This window comes from Pontimicrobium aquaticum, from assembly GCF_005047595.1.
Classification (GTDB): Bacteria; Bacteroidota; Bacteroidia; order Flavobacteriales; family Flavobacteriaceae; genus Pontimicrobium; species Pontimicrobium aquaticum.
The window spans coordinates 136,684-152,404 of the sequence record NZ_SUPL01000007.1 but is presented as its reverse complement, the minus strand read 5'-3'; the positions used below and the strand labels follow the sequence as shown (position 1 = coordinate 152,404).

At 30.8% G+C, this 15,721-nt stretch carries 13 protein-coding genes; 10 read left to right on the top strand and 3 right to left on the bottom strand.

What is annotated here, in order from left to right; genetic code table 11:
• Nucleotide 1: 1 nt before the first annotated feature.
• From E5167_RS13260 to lpdA, 4 genes are all read left to right on the top strand, one after another.
• Entirely contained in the window at nt 2–2,764 is a 2,763-nt protein-coding gene (locus tag E5167_RS13260) for a carboxypeptidase-like regulatory domain-containing protein (RefSeq protein ID WP_136844641.1), read from the top strand.
• Between the two features lie 11 nt (nt 2,765–2,775).
• Nucleotides 2,776–3,969 (top strand): DUF4249 domain-containing protein, encoded by a 1,194-nt coding sequence (locus E5167_RS13255; RefSeq protein WP_136844640.1) that lies wholly within the window; start codon nt 2,776–2,778, stop codon nt 3,967–3,969.
• Nucleotides 3,970–3,976: 7 nt separating this feature from the next.
• On the top strand, nt 3,977–5,704 hold the full coding sequence (locus E5167_RS13250) for a hypothetical protein (protein ID WP_136844639.1): 1,728 nt from the start codon (nt 3,977–3,979) through the stop codon (nt 5,702–5,704).
• A gap of 100 nt (nt 5,705–5,804) precedes the next feature.
• Nucleotides 5,805–7,205: a dihydrolipoyl dehydrogenase gene (gene lpdA, locus E5167_RS13245; RefSeq protein ID WP_136844638.1), complete on the top strand. Its 1,401-nt coding sequence runs from the start codon at nt 5,805–5,807 to the stop codon at nt 7,203–7,205.
• A 77-nt stretch (nt 7,206–7,282) separates the two neighbouring features.
• On the opposite strand, the gene E5167_RS13240 is transcribed toward lpdA, so the two are convergent.
• The 3 genes from E5167_RS13240 to E5167_RS13230 form a co-directional block, all read right to left on the bottom strand.
• Entirely contained in the window at nt 7,283–8,062 is a 780-nt protein-coding gene (locus E5167_RS13240; RefSeq protein ID WP_136844637.1) for a S1/P1 nuclease, read from the bottom strand.
• Between the two features lie 155 nt (nt 8,063–8,217).
• Nucleotides 8,218–8,934, bottom strand: coding sequence for a LytR/AlgR family response regulator transcription factor (locus E5167_RS13235; protein WP_239022004.1), 717 nt, complete (start codon nt 8,932–8,934; stop codon nt 8,218–8,220).
• A complete protein-coding gene (locus tag E5167_RS13230; RefSeq protein ID WP_136844636.1) occupies nt 8,934–9,986 on the bottom strand; it encodes a sensor histidine kinase in 1,053 nt (350 codons plus the stop codon). The genes E5167_RS13235 and E5167_RS13230 overlap by 1 nt, the downstream gene beginning before the upstream one ends.
• A gap of 187 nt (nt 9,987–10,173) precedes the next feature.
• Here E5167_RS13230 and E5167_RS13225 point away from each other — a divergent pair, with 187 nt between their 5' ends.
• From E5167_RS13225 to E5167_RS13200, 6 genes are all read left to right on the top strand, one after another.
• Nucleotides 10,174–11,502, top strand: a complete 1,329-nt coding sequence (locus E5167_RS13225; RefSeq protein WP_136844635.1) for a serine hydrolase domain-containing protein — start codon at nt 10,174–10,176, stop codon at nt 11,500–11,502.
• Between the two features lie 122 nt (nt 11,503–11,624).
• Entirely contained in the window at nt 11,625–12,014 is a 390-nt protein-coding gene (locus E5167_RS13220; RefSeq protein WP_136844634.1) for a MotA/TolQ/ExbB proton channel family protein, read from the top strand.
• Nucleotides 12,015–12,047: 33 nt separating this feature from the next.
• Entirely contained in the window at nt 12,048–13,289 is a 1,242-nt protein-coding gene (locus tag E5167_RS13215) for an alpha/beta hydrolase-fold protein (protein ID WP_136844633.1), read from the top strand.
• A gap of 32 nt (nt 13,290–13,321) precedes the next feature.
• Entirely contained in the window at nt 13,322–14,317 is a 996-nt protein-coding gene (locus tag E5167_RS13210; protein WP_169301431.1) for an alpha/beta hydrolase, read from the top strand.
• An 81-nt stretch (nt 14,318–14,398) separates the two neighbouring features.
• Nucleotides 14,399–14,935 (top strand): TetR/AcrR family transcriptional regulator, encoded by a 537-nt coding sequence (locus tag E5167_RS13205; RefSeq protein WP_136844631.1) that lies wholly within the window; start codon nt 14,399–14,401, stop codon nt 14,933–14,935.
• The gene (locus E5167_RS13200) at nt 14,928–15,719 is read left to right on the top strand and encodes a GNAT family N-acetyltransferase (protein ID WP_239022003.1); all 792 of its coding nucleotides are present in this window, start codon (nt 14,928–14,930) and stop codon (nt 15,717–15,719) included. The genes E5167_RS13205 and E5167_RS13200 overlap by 8 nt, the downstream gene beginning before the upstream one ends.
• The last annotated feature ends 2 nt before the right edge of the window (nt 15,720–15,721 follow it).

Genomic DNA, 15,721 nt, shown 5'->3' with positions numbered 1-15,721 from the left:
AATGAAGAAACTGTTACTCTCTATGTTGTTTTGTCTATGCATTGTAAATGCCAAAGCACAATCAGATACTATCTCTATAACCTATAGTAATGAAGCCATTGAAGAGGTATTTAGGCGAATAGAAAATCTAACGCCTTATAAATTTTACTTTCACCAAAAATGGACTGAGGATAAAAAGATTTCAGGTAGTTTTACAAATAAGCCTATAGATTTTATTGTTGAAGAAATTCTAAAAACAACAAACTCCAACTACTATATCACAAAAGATAAAAAAATAATTTTAACCGGAAATTTAATAGTTTACAACGCTTTACCTGAAGGGTTTAATGACAAAAAATCTTCAGATAATAAAACAAAAAACACTGACGACATAAGTGACGTGCCCGTGTTTTTTAATGAAAAGAAATCTAATAATTCTACTCAAATTGAAACAGTTAGAGTTGGTAAAGCAAGTAAAACATCAAATAGAAAAGTTTTTAATTTAAGTGGGAAAGTAATAGATTTTGCAACAGGCAATACGCTTTCAAATGTTAGTCTGCGTGTAGTTAATACCAATGAAGGCGTAACAACCAATAATAATGGTTTTTATAGTTTAGAGTTACCTTTAGGAGAACATATTATAGATATAACGTCTTTAGGCTTCCAAAAAATCACAAAAAGAGTCATTATTTATAATGATGGAAGTTTAGATTTTGAATTATTTGAAGATTTAGAAGAATTAGATGAAGTTTTAATAGAGGCAGATATCGACGAAAACACAAGAGAAACAATTACAGGATTAACAAAGTTGGATGTAAAAAACATTAAAACCATTCCACTGGTCTTGGGAGAAAGAGATGTTTTAAAAGTAGCAACTACCTTACCTGGAATTTCTAAGGCAGGTGAAGGCTCTTCAGGATATAATGTAAGAGGAGGTAAAGAAGACCAAAACCTTATATTATTAGATGGTGGTGTAATTTATAATCCGAGTCATTTTTTCGGACTCTTTTCAGCGTTAAACCCTTTTAGCATTGGAGAAGTAAATATTTACAAAGGAAATATTCCTGCAGAATTTGGAGGCAGATTATCTTCAGTATTTGATTTAAAGACAAAAAAGGCTAATAAAACTAAAGTTACTGGTGAAGCATCAGTAGGGCCAGTAACAAGTAACATTTCATTAGAACTTCCGGTTGTAAAAGAAAAATCGTCATTATTAGTAGGAGGTAGAGGCGCATATTCTAATTGGATTTTAAAATTGCTAGACGATAAAGATATAAGTAAAAGTAGCGCGTCTTTTTACGACTTTATAGCTAAATATGATCATGAAATCAACCAAAACAATAATTTAAGTGTTACGGGTTATTATAGTAAAGATAATTTTAGTATTTCATCAGATTCCTTATTTAGCTATGAAAATAGATTGGTTTCTTTAAAATGGGATACAAAAATCAATAAGAAAAATACAGGTAGTGTTCAACTAACAAACAGTAACTATGCTTTTAATATTCTTTATGATGGTGAGGCTATTAACGACTTTGATCTAGGCTATAACTTAAATGAAACAGAGTTGAAGCTAAAAGTAAAGTATTTGCATAATAAGGATTTAAGTTTTGATTATGGTTTGGCTGGTAAAATATACAATATTAATCCAGGAGAGAAAAAGCCTGCAGGGAGTTCCTCAATAGTATCACCAATAGTTTTGCCAAAAGAAAAAGCTTTAGAAAGCGCAGCATTTATTTCGGCTAAATATAATGTAACAGAAGATTTTGCTATAAACGCAGGACTTAGATATGTTAATTATTCTTTTTTAGGAGATATAGCGCAACGTACATACCTACAAGGCGAACCTAAGTCTGCAGCCACAGTTAAAGACACCTTGTATTTTGGGAACAATGAAACTGTAAAAACGTATGGTGGTCCTGAAGCTAGAATTTCTGGGAGGTATTTTATTACTCCAGATGTTTCTGTAAAAGCAAGCTATAGTAATATGTACCAGTTTATACATACATTATCTAATAACACAACAGCGTCTCCAATTGATACATGGAAACTATCTGATTTAAATATTGAGCCTCAAAAATCTCAACAATACTCACTTGGCCTGTTTACGAATTTTAGTGATAATTTATATGAAGTGAGCCTTGAGGGCTATTATAAAACAACCAATAATGTACTGGACTATAAAGTAGGTGCTGAGTTATTATTAAATACAACTCTTGAGACTGAAGTTTTACAAGGTAAAGGAAAATCGTATGGACTAGAATTTTTGCTAAAAAAGAGCAAAGGAAATTTAAATGGCTGGATTGGTTATACCTATTCAAAATCATCAATTAAGCTAGATAGTCCTTTCCCAGAAGAAGTAGTAAATAAAGGGCAATATTTTCCTGCAAATTTTGATAAACCTCACGATTTCAGTCTAGTATCTAACTATAAAATCACCAAACGTTTTAGTGCCTCAATGAATTTTGTATATCAAACAGGGCGTCCAGTTACATATCCTGTTGGAAGTTATTATCAAAACGGACAGGAAATAGTGGTGTATAGTGACCGTAATAAATTTAGAATCCCCGATTATTATAGATTGGATTTAAGCTTCAACGTAGAAGGGAACCACAAAGTAAACAAATTAGCGCATAGTTTTTGGAATGTTTCGGTGTATAATGTCTTAGGCAGAAACAATCCTTACTCAGTGTTTTTTGTCTCCGAAGGAGGAGAAATAAAGGCAAAACAAGCTTCTGTTTTTTCAATTCCAATTCCAACTATTACCTATAACTTAAAATTTTAAATATAAGTTTTATGAAATTTTATAAACACAACATAAAAGCATTAATTCTTATAATGATAGGACTTCTAGGAAGTTGTGTTGAACCTTTTGAATACGATTCTGAAAATTTCGAAAAATTAATCATCATCAATAGTGTAATCACTGATGAAATTAAGCAACAAGAAGTATATATTACCAATACCACACCAATAGACGAGCATTATGTTTCACCAGAAACTAATGCACAAGTAACAGTAAATGATGATTTAGGAAATCAATATGATTTTATTGAAGTTGAGCCTGGAAAATACTTGTCACAAACCTCATTTGGAGCTGTTCAAGGAAGGCATTATACATTGCACATAATAACAAGCAATGGTCGCGAATATTTTTCAAGCGACGTGAGTTTAGTTTCAGGAAAAAAACCTGTAACTATTAATCCTATAAGGCGCGTAAATGATGATGGTATTGTTGGCGTTGATATTTTAGTAAATAGTTTTGATGACTCTAATAATTCAAAGTACTATAAATATGAATATGAGGAGACCTATAAAATTATTGCGCCATTATGGAATTCGTTAGACCTTGTTCCAAGCGGATTTGGATGTGGTAGCCCATTTACCTTAGTTCCAAAGCAAACCGAGCAAAAAACATGCTATAATACTGTTTTGTCCAATACCATCATACAAACCAATACTGTTAATTTAAATGAAGATAGAGTTGGGGATTTTAGTGTTAGGTTTATACCTATATCTAATACAATTATTGCACATAGATATAGCATTTTAGTAAAGCAATACGTTCAGTCTAGAGATGCATATGCGTATTATGAGAAAATAAATAAAAGTATTCAGGAAGGCAATGCACTTTCGCAAGTTCAAACAGGATTTGTACAAGGAAATATGTTTTCTGAAACTAATACTAATGAAAATGTTATTGGCTATTTTGAAGTGTCATCAGTAGTAACTAATAGGGTGTTTTTTAATTTTGAAGACATTTTTCCTGGAGAGGACAAACCCGAAAAAGAATGCGTTTTAATTGCTCCTCCTATTGCTGAAGAAGGAGATTGTACTTTATTACCTTTTTTAGAAGATAATCATTATATGTATGTTGAGGATAATATTACAAATCAATATGGAAGTGGTCCTTATGTAATAACCCAGCCTAATTGTGGAGATTGTACTAGAGAAGGAAGTACAGATATCCCAAGTTTTTGGATAGAATAATTATAATATGAGTATAAAGAAAATAGTTTTATTTATAGGTTTTGTTTTTTTCGCTATTTACTTAAATGGGCAAAATAAATCAATCCTATCATCTACAGATAAAAAGTTTCCAACAGAAAGTGTTTTTATACATTATAACTCGTCATTACTTTTTTCTGGTGAAACCTTATATTATAAGTTTTATTGCTTAAACAACCTGTCTAATAAGCTTTCAAATATTAGTAAAGTAGGCTATGTAGAACTTGTAGGTGAGAATCGTCAAGTAGTATTTAAGCACAAAATAGCTTTAAATAATGGTTTAGGGTATGGCGAGTTTTTATTACCAAGTGATATTCTTTCAGGAAATTACAAACTAATAGGATATACCTTATGGATGAACAATAACCAACAAAATAAGTTTTTTATAGCAGATTTAAAGGTTATTAATCCATATAAAAAAATCAATGAAAAAACTATAAAAAGTGACAGCTTAAATACTCAACCTAGAGTAGGTACAGCAGCAATTCAAACAAAAAACTACGAATTAAAACTAGCAAACAATGTTTATAAACCACGCGAAGAAGTAAGGTTTAGCATTGTTTCCAACAAAGTATTGCAAAGCGATGTTTCAATTTCGGTTCATAAAGTTAATAACATATCTGCGCCATCATTAATCACTAGTTATAAGTCATTAAATAACACTGTTTCTAAAACAATTTCGCAAAGCAATATTGTGACTTTCCCTGAAATTAGAGGAAACATCTTAAAAGGTACACTTAAGAGTGATTCGCTAGAGGTTTCAAATAAGAAAATTGCACTATCAATACCAAGCGCTGGTTTGGTTAATATTGTAAAAACAAACGAGGTTGGTACCTTTAATTTAAACATTAGTGAATATCATAATAACAATGATTTATATGTTCAAGTTTTTGAAAACAATACAGACAATTATAAACTAGACATAGCACCTTCATTTAAAGCAGACTACAAAGACTTGAATTTTAATAAATTTGAAATTTTTGAAAGTGAAGTCTCAAAAATTCTTGATAGAAGTATTTTAAATCAAATAGATAATGCCTATTTATTTACTAAAACAGATTCAATATTAGTACAAGAATCTAAGTTGCCATTTAGTACTTCCTACGATTTAGAATATAATTTAGACGATTATAACAGATTCTCAGAGATGAAAGAAGTATTTGTTGAAATTATAAACCAAGCACAAATTTATGAGGTCTCTAACGATAATTTTCAGTTTGCTGTTTTAAATCAAAATGGATCTTACGATAAAAGCATTCCGCCTTTACTAGTTATCGATGGCATAATTGTTAAAGACGCCAATCTTTTAGTAAATTATAATGCAAAGAGTATTAAAACAATAAGCATAATTAAGAATAAATATTATTTGGGATCAGATATTTTTAATGGTGTCATAGCATTTCAAACAATTAATAACGATTTTAATAGAAAAGTTGGAGATTTTGTATTTAACAAATTTCAATTGTATGATTTAGAAAAAATCAAACACTACAAAAATGTATCTTACAAAGGAAAATTACTAACTCAAAACAGCCGAATACCAGATTATAGAAAACAGCTATTTTGGAATCCAAGTATAAAATTAAACCATCAAACAAGCAATTTTTCTTTTTTCACTTCAGATAATACTGGGCAATATGAACTGAGAATTGAAGGATTTACAGAGCAGGGTGAGCCCATTTCATTATCAAAAACATTTAAAGTTACCGACGAGTAGTTTATGGAAGAATTCAATAAAACTACCTCATTTTATGCATTGTCATTAATAGATATGTTTGTACTTTTGTAGTTAAATAATTTTTTAGAAAGCAAACTTTATGAATTCATACGATGTAGCCATTATAGGCTCTGGCCCTGGAGGTTATGTAGCAGCCATACGTTGCGCACAATTAGGAATGAAAACTGCAATTATTGAAAAATACTCGACACTTGGAGGCACGTGTTTAAACGTTGGTTGCATACCAAGCAAAGCGCTTTTAGATTCTTCTCATCACTATGAAGATGCTGTAAAACATTTTGAAGCACATGGAATTGAAATTCCTGGTGAAGTAAAAGTGAATTTAGAGCAAATGATTGCTAGAAAGCAATCGGTTGTAGATCAAACTACAGGAGGTATTGATTTCTTAATGAAGAAGAATAAAATTGATGTTTATCAAGGCTTAGGAAGCTTTAAAGACGCTACGCATATTACAATATCTGGAGAGGAAACTACCGAAATTGAAGCTAAAAATACCATTATAGCTACGGGTTCAAAGCCATCAAGCCTTCCTTTTATCAACATAGACAAAGAGCGTATTATTACCTCTACAGAAGCTTTAAAACTTAAAGAAATTCCAAAGCATTTAATAGTTATTGGTGGTGGTGTAATAGGTATTGAACTAGGTCAGGTTTACAAACGTTTAGGAGCCGAAGTTACTGTAGTTGAATATATGGATCGAATTATTCCAACGATGGATTCTGGGTTGTCTAAAGAGCTTAATAAAGTACTTAAAAAGCAAAAATTTAAAATAAATGCATCCCATAAGGTAAAATCTGTTGAGAGAGTAGGAGATGAAGTGATTGTAAAAGCAGATAATAAAAAAGGACAAGAAATAGAATTTAAAGGCGATTATTGTTTAGTGTCAGTTGGTCGTCGTCCTTATACTGATGGTTTAAACGCCGAAGCTGCTGGAGTAAAATTAAATGATAGAGGACAAGTGGAAGTAAATGAGCATTTACAAACCAATGTTTCTAATATTTACGCTATTGGTGATGTAGTTAAAGGCGCTATGTTAGCACATAAAGCGGAAGAAGAAGGTGTGTTTGTAGCTGAAATTATTGCAGGACAAAAACCACACATAGATTATAATTTAATTCCAGGTGTTGTTTATACCTGGCCAGAAGTTGCTGCTGTTGGGAAAACAGAAGAGCAACTAAAAGAAGCTGGAGTAGATTATAAAGTTGGTCAGTTTCCAATGCGTGCTTTAGGGCGTAGTAGAGCAAGTATGGATTTAGACGGTTTTGTAAAAATTCTTGCAGATAAAAATACCGATGAAATTTTAGGTGTGCACATGGTTGGCGCTAGAGCAGCCGATATGATTGCTGAAGCAGTAGTAGCTATGGAATATAGAGCATCTGCTGAAGACGTATCTCGTATGTCACATGCGCATCCAACATTTACTGAAGCCATTAAAGAAGCAGCTTTAGCTGCGACTGATGATAGGGCTTTACATGTATAAATAAAATTATACATAACAAACAAAAACAGCAGCCTATAATAATAAGCTGCTGTTTTATTTTGCACTTATTTTATTCCTTAAAACAAATCGTTTAATACTTTGGCTAATCTAACACCAGCAATTTGAAGCTGATCCCTAACAGTGTTAAGGTTGTTATATGAGTAGCGATACCTAAGGTTATCATCATGATTTACAGATGCATATACTTTTTTGGTTAACTGGTGGGTTTCGTTTACCCAATCTATTACAGTTCCTTCTTGTATTTGTTTAACTTCAGCTTTTGTTAAAACATCAGCATTTTTGGCGAGTTCTATATAACCCATATCATAGGTGTCAATCATTTCTGAGTCCCAAACACGATGAAGGTTAGAATCTTTATAATGCCATTGTACTTTAAAATCATTACCGCCCTTATCTTCTAGCAACCCAATATGCATTGGCTGGTGCAGATCGCCAATTAAATGAACTAATAGTTTTAAATAGAAAACTTTATCGTCGGTGGTAGCATTCTTGTCGCTTATAATGCTCGTACAATAATTTATTCCAGACACTAAATCGCCTTTCGGATTTTTTTCAGACGCTTCGTAATCACTTTCTAATGGCATATTAATAAAGTGCCAAGTATAAAATTTACCGTAACGACTATCAGACTTTATTTCATCGGCAAATGTAGAAACAAAGGCCAAGGATTTTTGCTGTAATAGTTTTTTTAATTGTCGTTTAGTGTTCGGTTTTAAATGTTTTTGAGCTATTTCCCCAACAACACGATGTCCTGTTTGTCCCCAAAAATCTGGAGTATTCTTAGAGGATGATAACAGTAATGGCAAAACAAGTAACGCTATAAATTTTAATTTCAAAACAGGATTTTTTATGGATTTATATGAGCTTCAAATTAATGAAATATTAAAATAACAGACTAATTATATATTTAATTAATCATTAAATTTTTTAATTATCATAGGGTATCTATGGTGTTAATTTATTGATAAGCTGCTATAGTGTATGTTTCTTATTAGTATTTACTTAATATTTCCAACACCTCATTTTTATAGCTTCTGCTAATGGTAAGTGATTTGTTTTTAACAACTATTTGTTCATTGGTAAATGATGCTATTTTATTTAGAGCAACAATATAAGATCTATGGATTCTAAGAAATTTATCCCTTGGAAGTTTTGCTTCTATAGCACTAATAGTTTCTCGCGTAACAATGGTTTTATTTTCTAAATGAATTTTAATGTAATCGCTATAACTTTCTATATAATAAATGTCAATAAAGTCAATTTTAATCATTTGTCTGTTAGCGCGAACAAACATAAAGTCATTATTCTCACTAAGGTTTTGAGGATTTTTATTTGGTTTACTATAAACTTCAAAATAGGTGTTCACAGCTTTTAACAAACGGTCAAACGAAATTGGTTTTAGCAAATAATCAACAGCTTGTAACTCAAAACCTTCAACTGCATAATCCCGATAAGCTGTTGTGAAAATAATTTTAATGTCTTTGTTTATTGATTTAGCAAACGAAATCCCTGAAATTTCTGGCATATTAATGTCTAAAAACACTAAGTCAATTTTGTTGTTACTAATAATATTAAACGCTTCCATTGCATTGCTGCAACTTGCTATTACTTTAATATTATCTATTTTAGAAAGATGCGTTGTTATAATATCCCTGGCGATAGACTCATCATCTACAATAATGGACAATATGTTTTTTGCAGATTTCACTATTTGATTTTTAGTTTTAAGCGAACTTTAAAATGATTAGTGTCAGCATCAATATCTAAGTTGTAGTTATTCTTATAAAGCAATTCCAATCGTTTCTGTATATTTTGCAAACCAATACCTTTATTGAGGTCTTCAGATTTGTTATGCGTATTTTCAATAAAAAAATCAATGCCATCTTTAGTACTCGATAAGTTAATGTTTATTATTAATATACCATTTTTTAAGCTACCATGCTTAAAACTGTTTTCAATAAAGGGCAATAATAGCATTGGTGCTATCGTCATAGTTTCTACTGTATTTTTGCATTTAAAATTAACATTTAGCGTGTCATTAAAACGCATACGTTCCAACTCTATGTAGTCTTTAATATGGCTTATTTCTTCTGATAGGAGCACAAAAGGTTTATCTTCTTGATAAAGTAAATAGTCCAATAAGTTAGAAAGCTTTAATATCATTTCTGGAGTTTCATCGGCTTTTTTTAAGGCAAATCCATACATCGTATTTAAGGTATTAAACAAGAAGTGTGGATGTATTTGCATTTTTAAATAGTTTAGCTCTTGTTCTTTTAATTTTAATTGTGTTTCTAATATTTGTGTTACAAGTATTTTAGTCTTTTCAGCGTGTTTTAAATTTAGTTTTAATAGCTTAAAAGCACTTACTACAATAACGACTAGATATACTGCAATCATAACAAAAAACAGATTTTTGTTTAATTGATTTGCATTATTGTATTTAAATTCAGATAGATAACCTAATCCAAAAAATACCGAAACCAATATTAAGTAACCCGAAATAATGAGCGTGTACAAACTGTAAAGACCAAATAAAAAATACCTCTTATTAATTAAATAATCTGGGATTAACTTATAAATTGAAACGTAAGTTGTAGCTATTGTTATTGGCATTAAAAAGAATGAAAACGTCATAATATACGCATCATCATTACTCTCAAACCCAAAAAAGTAAGTGAAAAATAAAAGTACACCACACCAAAAAACTATGTGCAGTAATACTTGAACTACTTTTTTTAAAACGACTTCTTTTGTAAACATTCTATATATTAAGTTACAATAATACTATAATTATTAAGTCAATTGTAGTTTTGTAGATGAACGACGGATTTAGGACTTGTTTTAGCATTTAGGTAGTAACTATTATTAATTATGTTATCTATCGCATTTTAATTTTTAATTGACGGTTGTGAAATATGTTTGTTTCAAATTATATAAAAATAAAATCATGAAACAATTATTCATTATTCTACTAAGCATCAGTACGTTTAGTTTTGCTCAAACACCAAACTTTGAAAAACTAGATCAGTTTTTAGATTTATTATTAAAAAATAACAAATTAATGGGTAGTCTGGAAATCTCTAAAAACAGGCAGTCAATTTATCAAAAATCTGTAGGCTATCAATACTTAAACTATGCCAAAAAAGGAGAAGCCACTGCTTCATCAAAATATAAAATAGGTTCTATAACAAAAACCTTTACTGCAACCATGATTTTTCAGCTTATCGAAGAAGGTAAGCTTTCCTTAAACACAAAGCTATCTGTGCATTTTCCTCGGGTTAAAAATGCCTCAAAAATTACAATCGAGCATTTACTAACGCATAGTAGTGGCTTGTATAACCTTACTAATGCAGCGGAGTTTGGTACTTGGAAAAGTAAACCAACAACACCTATAGAGATGCTTTCTAGAATTAAAAAATTCGACACTATGTTCCAACCAGGTGAAAAGTATGAATATAGTAATACCAATTATTTATTATTAGGCTATATAATAGAACGCTTAGATAATAAAACATATGCCGATGCCTTAAACACTAGAATAGTGAACAAATTGGGATTAACAAACACTTATTATGGCAGCGACATTAATATTAATAATAAAGAATGTCATTCGTACACATACGCTAATGAGCTTTGGCAACAATCTCCTGAAACACATATGAGTTTACCTGGAGGCGCTGGAGGTATTGTGTCTAATACAACCGATCTTATAGCATTTATGGAAGCGTTATTTAACAATGAAATTATTAGTAGAGAGAGTTTAAAAGCGATGACTACACCAGCTAATGAAGACTTTTGCAAAGGTATTTTTAAATCTAATGTGCAGGGACAAACCCTTTTTGGACATGAAGGAGGTATTGATGGGTTTCAATCCATGTTGGTATATGTCCCTGAGTTTAAAACAACCATAGCGTTTACAGCTAATGCTTTAAATTACAGCAAAATGCAAATTATGTTAAATGCATTTCAAGCAAGTTTAGGCATGGATATTATGCTGCCAACGTTTAATAAGATTGAGTTAACCGAAGATGAAGTAAAACAATATACAGGAGTTTACGAAAGTACTGAAACACCATATGATCTTGTTTTTGAAGCAAACGGAACGATATTAAAAGGCGCTCCTGAAGGCAGTGACTTAAAAGACTTAGTTCCTACAAAAAAACATGAATTTGCATTTGAAGCTTTGCAGATAAAACTAAACTTTAATCTTAGCGAACAATCAGTTATGTTTAAACAAGCAGATAAGAAAGCTATAAAATTCACTAGAAAAAAGTAAAACCTCTTTATTAATGTTTTTAATGCATGTTAAATAAGTTGTTAAACTTGTTATTCGTCGCATTATTGTTGTTAAGAACAGCAAATAAACTATGTTTGATTAATCTTTTTAAACCATTATATATGAAATTCTTATTTATACTCGTTGCAAATATTTTTACTGAAGGCGGAACACTCATGATGTCGTTAATCCTTATTTGTTTATTGCTATCCATTTTCTTTTTGATTAAAGGATTTGCAAATTTAAACAAGAGCATTACTACCTCTAAAAAAATGCTCAAACTAGCTATAGATAGTAGTCTTTTAGGTTTGGTTATTGGTTTTTTTGCATCAATTTTAGGACTGATTTCAGCTTTCGATTCGGTTGAAGCCATGGGAAATCCAGATCCAGCCATTTTTGCAAGCGGACTTAAAGTGTCGCTATTAACAGCTATGTTTGGCTTATTCACTTTTATCATTGCCAGGATCGGAATATTAATATTAAAAGCTTTGCAAAAAGAAGAATCAAATTAAGAAATATACATTCAAATATCAATCATCAAAAAAATGCGAACATTTTTAAAACTTATAATCTTTGTATTATGCTATAGCTCTGTAAACGGACAGCAAAGCAATTCAGTTCAGCCAATAAGAATTATAGATAGTCTTTATTCTAATACTCTAAACGAAACAAGAGAGTTTTGGGTGTCACTGCCTGAAAACTGTAATCCAAATAGTAATGAAACATATCCCGTAGTATATTTGTTAGATGGATTTTCTCTAGAGAACACCTTAAAAACAGTCTATGATAATTACTTAGGACATTATTTGCCTCATATGATTCTTGTAGGCATTTCTAACAAGGAGAATAGAACAAGAGATTTAACCATTTCTAAAATAGAGGAAAGAAGAGGAAGTACTATGAATGTTGAAACTGGAGGCGCTGATAACTTCAGACAGTTCATAGAGAATGAACTAATTCCACATATTGATAAAACATATCCTACTACAAATTACAAAACCTTAATAGGGCATTCTTATGCTGGTTTATTTACTCTAGACATGCTGATTAATAGTGGCGATGTATTTAAAAACTACATAGCCATTGACCCTAGTATTGAATGGGATAACCAAAAATTATTAAAGCAAGCTCAAGAGAAATTAAAAACTCACAACTACAAAGGGAAGTCTCTCTATGTATCCCTTGCGGCCGAACAATTACATATGTGGGATGAAAAAATTACTATTGATAATGTTATGGACGATACTTCAGGATTTACGCTGTTTGCACGTTCAATTATTGAGTTTTCAAACTTGGCTAGTTCCCAAAAGCAAAACGAACTGAACTTTTCATGGAAAATATATCCTGAAGATCTTCATGGTACTGTGCCTTTGCCAAGTATAAGGGATGGCTTAATTTTTTGCTTTAAATGGTTTCAGTTTCAATCACCTCAAAAATACAATAACCCAGAAACTACAGTGCAAGAATTGCAAGAACTGTTAAAACAACAAGAAGTTATTTATACCAATCAATTTGGGTATTCTGTGCCGCCTATGATTGAAGAGTTATTTATTGGTTATGGTTATATGAATATGCAAATGGAACAACCAGAAAAGGCATTGCTATTTTTTGAATTGGCTATTAAGTATTACCCTGACAGTGCCAATGCGTATGATGCTATGGCAGATTATTATGCTTCACAACAAGACTATGCTAATGCTTTAAAATGTGTTACTAAAGCTTATAATATTAATGCTGATAATTATTATAAGCAACGCATAGAAGAGTTTAAAGTGAAAAGTAATTAAGAAATATGGTTATAAAATCAATAACTATTTTTTTGGCACTAGTTTCTTCCACAAAATTGACCAGCCAAAACATAAAAGCTATAAACATAGAATCAAAAGCACTGAAAGAAAACAGGGATGTGTTGATTCGTCTTCCAGATGATTATTCTGAGAACGTATTAAAAAGTTATCCTGTTTTAATTACGCTAAATGATAAGGATAATTTTTATTGGGCGAGTAGTATCGTTGATATTCAAGCGTCTAGATATGGTGTAGAAGATATGATAGTTGTAGGGCTTCCTCACGCAGGTAACTACAGCGATGATAATTTTCCATTTAAAGAAGATGCTGGCTTAGAACTAAATCCACAGGCTCAAAAGTATTCAGAATTTATACGAGAAGAAGCTCTTACATATATTGAAGACAATTATCGAACTAATAATGGAAGATTTATAATTGGTCATTCATTGTCAGGGTTATTTGTTTTGCAATTATTTCTGCAACATCCAGAATCTTTTTCTTCCTATATTGTGCTAAGTCCATCTGTTCACTACGCTCCTCAATTGTCAACAGCATTAAGCGACTTTTTGGCTAAAAATAAAAAATTGCCCAATCAATTGTTTATTTCCTTAGGTGAAATGGAACACTCCCTTATTAAAACTGAATTCAAAGTTCTTTCGCAGGCTTTCGAAAAACATGCTCCTAGAGGTTTAAATTGGAAAGTGACGTATTTGGATAATACTGACCATCTTTTATCTGCTTATAAAGGTACTTATGATGGTTTGGCGTGGATTTATAAAGACTGGTATATTAATGAATCAAAGATGCTTAAATTTAATAAAGATAACTATATAGCCCATTATAAATCCTTCGAGCAGAAGTTAGGTTATAACATAAAACCAAGAAAAAATCATTTATTAGGATTTAGTTGGTTTGCCGAAGAGAAACTGAAGAATAAAGAAGCAGCTATTGAAGCTATAAAGACAGCAATTTATTTCTATCCTAAATCAGGTGAACTTAAAAATAGATTAACAGAATTAGAGAAATAATTCTATGTTTTTTTATTGTTGCTTGGCTAACTATTAATGCATATATTTGCTAACCGACTAAACGGTCAGTTATGCGTTATTATGGATAAGAGAAAACAAATTATAGATGTTGCAACCAACTTATTCTCTAAAAAAGGGTATGAAAACACACCTCTTTCTGCAGTTTGTGAAGTTGCTAAAGTTTCAAAAGGGCTTATTTTTCATCATTTTAAATCAAAAAATGATTTATTGAGAGAGATATTTCATAATACTACAAAATTAATGGTTGATATTAATCAATGTAGTAATGTCAATCAATCTCCAAATGAAAGACTTCATGCTATTATTGAATCTGTTTTTAAGCAATTAGAAACTGATAAAATGTTGTTTCAACTAAACTTAAATCTTATGCTTCAACCAAGCACTAGAGACACATTAAAAGATTTGATTAATGAAAGGTCAAACCTTATCCTTAATGCTACCAAGAAATTATTTAATGAAATTGATTCAAATAATGCGGACGTATTAAGCTATATATTTATTGCAGAATTAGATGGAATAGCTCTTAACTATTTATGCATTTTTGATGATTATCCTTTAGCGAAAATAAAAAAACAAATATTGAGTAAATATGCATAAAATACATTTTTTAAAAACAGATAGTAATAGCATAAGCCAGTTAAGGACACAATTATATAAAAGCTTTGTAGCGCCTTTAGACTCCATGTGGCAAGACCTTTACATAGCATCTTCACAAGCATATACAATAGAAAAAGATAGTCAAAACATAGGTTATTGTTGTGTTGACGATAAAAGCGCTTTATTGCAGTTATTTTTAAATAGTAATAATAGACACTTAATGAGAGTAGTTGTTAAAAATTTAATTGATTTAAAGCTAATTATTTCCGCAAGCTTAAGCTCCATAGAACCAGTATCTTTTAATGCATGTTTATTCCATTCAAAATCAATTACAACTAATACATTGTGTTACGAACATTCTAATAAGATTATTAACGATAAAAACATGCTACATGTTGAATTGGTTACTCCAGAATATTCAAGCGCAATTAGAAGCTACTATAAAGAACATGTTGGTTTTGACGACACCTTTGGTTATGTAGATAATCTGGTATCAAGAAAGGAGTTATATATGATTTTAGAAAATGATACGATTGTGGTAACTGGTGAATGCAGGTTGAGTGACACACAAATAAATTTTTCAGATATTGGCGTTGCTGTAAATAAAGATTTTAGAAAACAAGGGCTGGCTACTAGAATGCTAAAGGAATTAGCTAAAAAAGCTATTGAACAAAACCGAAACCCTATATGCTCTACCACAATCGATAATATTGGCTCTCAAAAAGCTATTGAAAAAGCTGGATTTTATTGCTCTAATATCATCTTTGATATAAATTTTAATTAAAG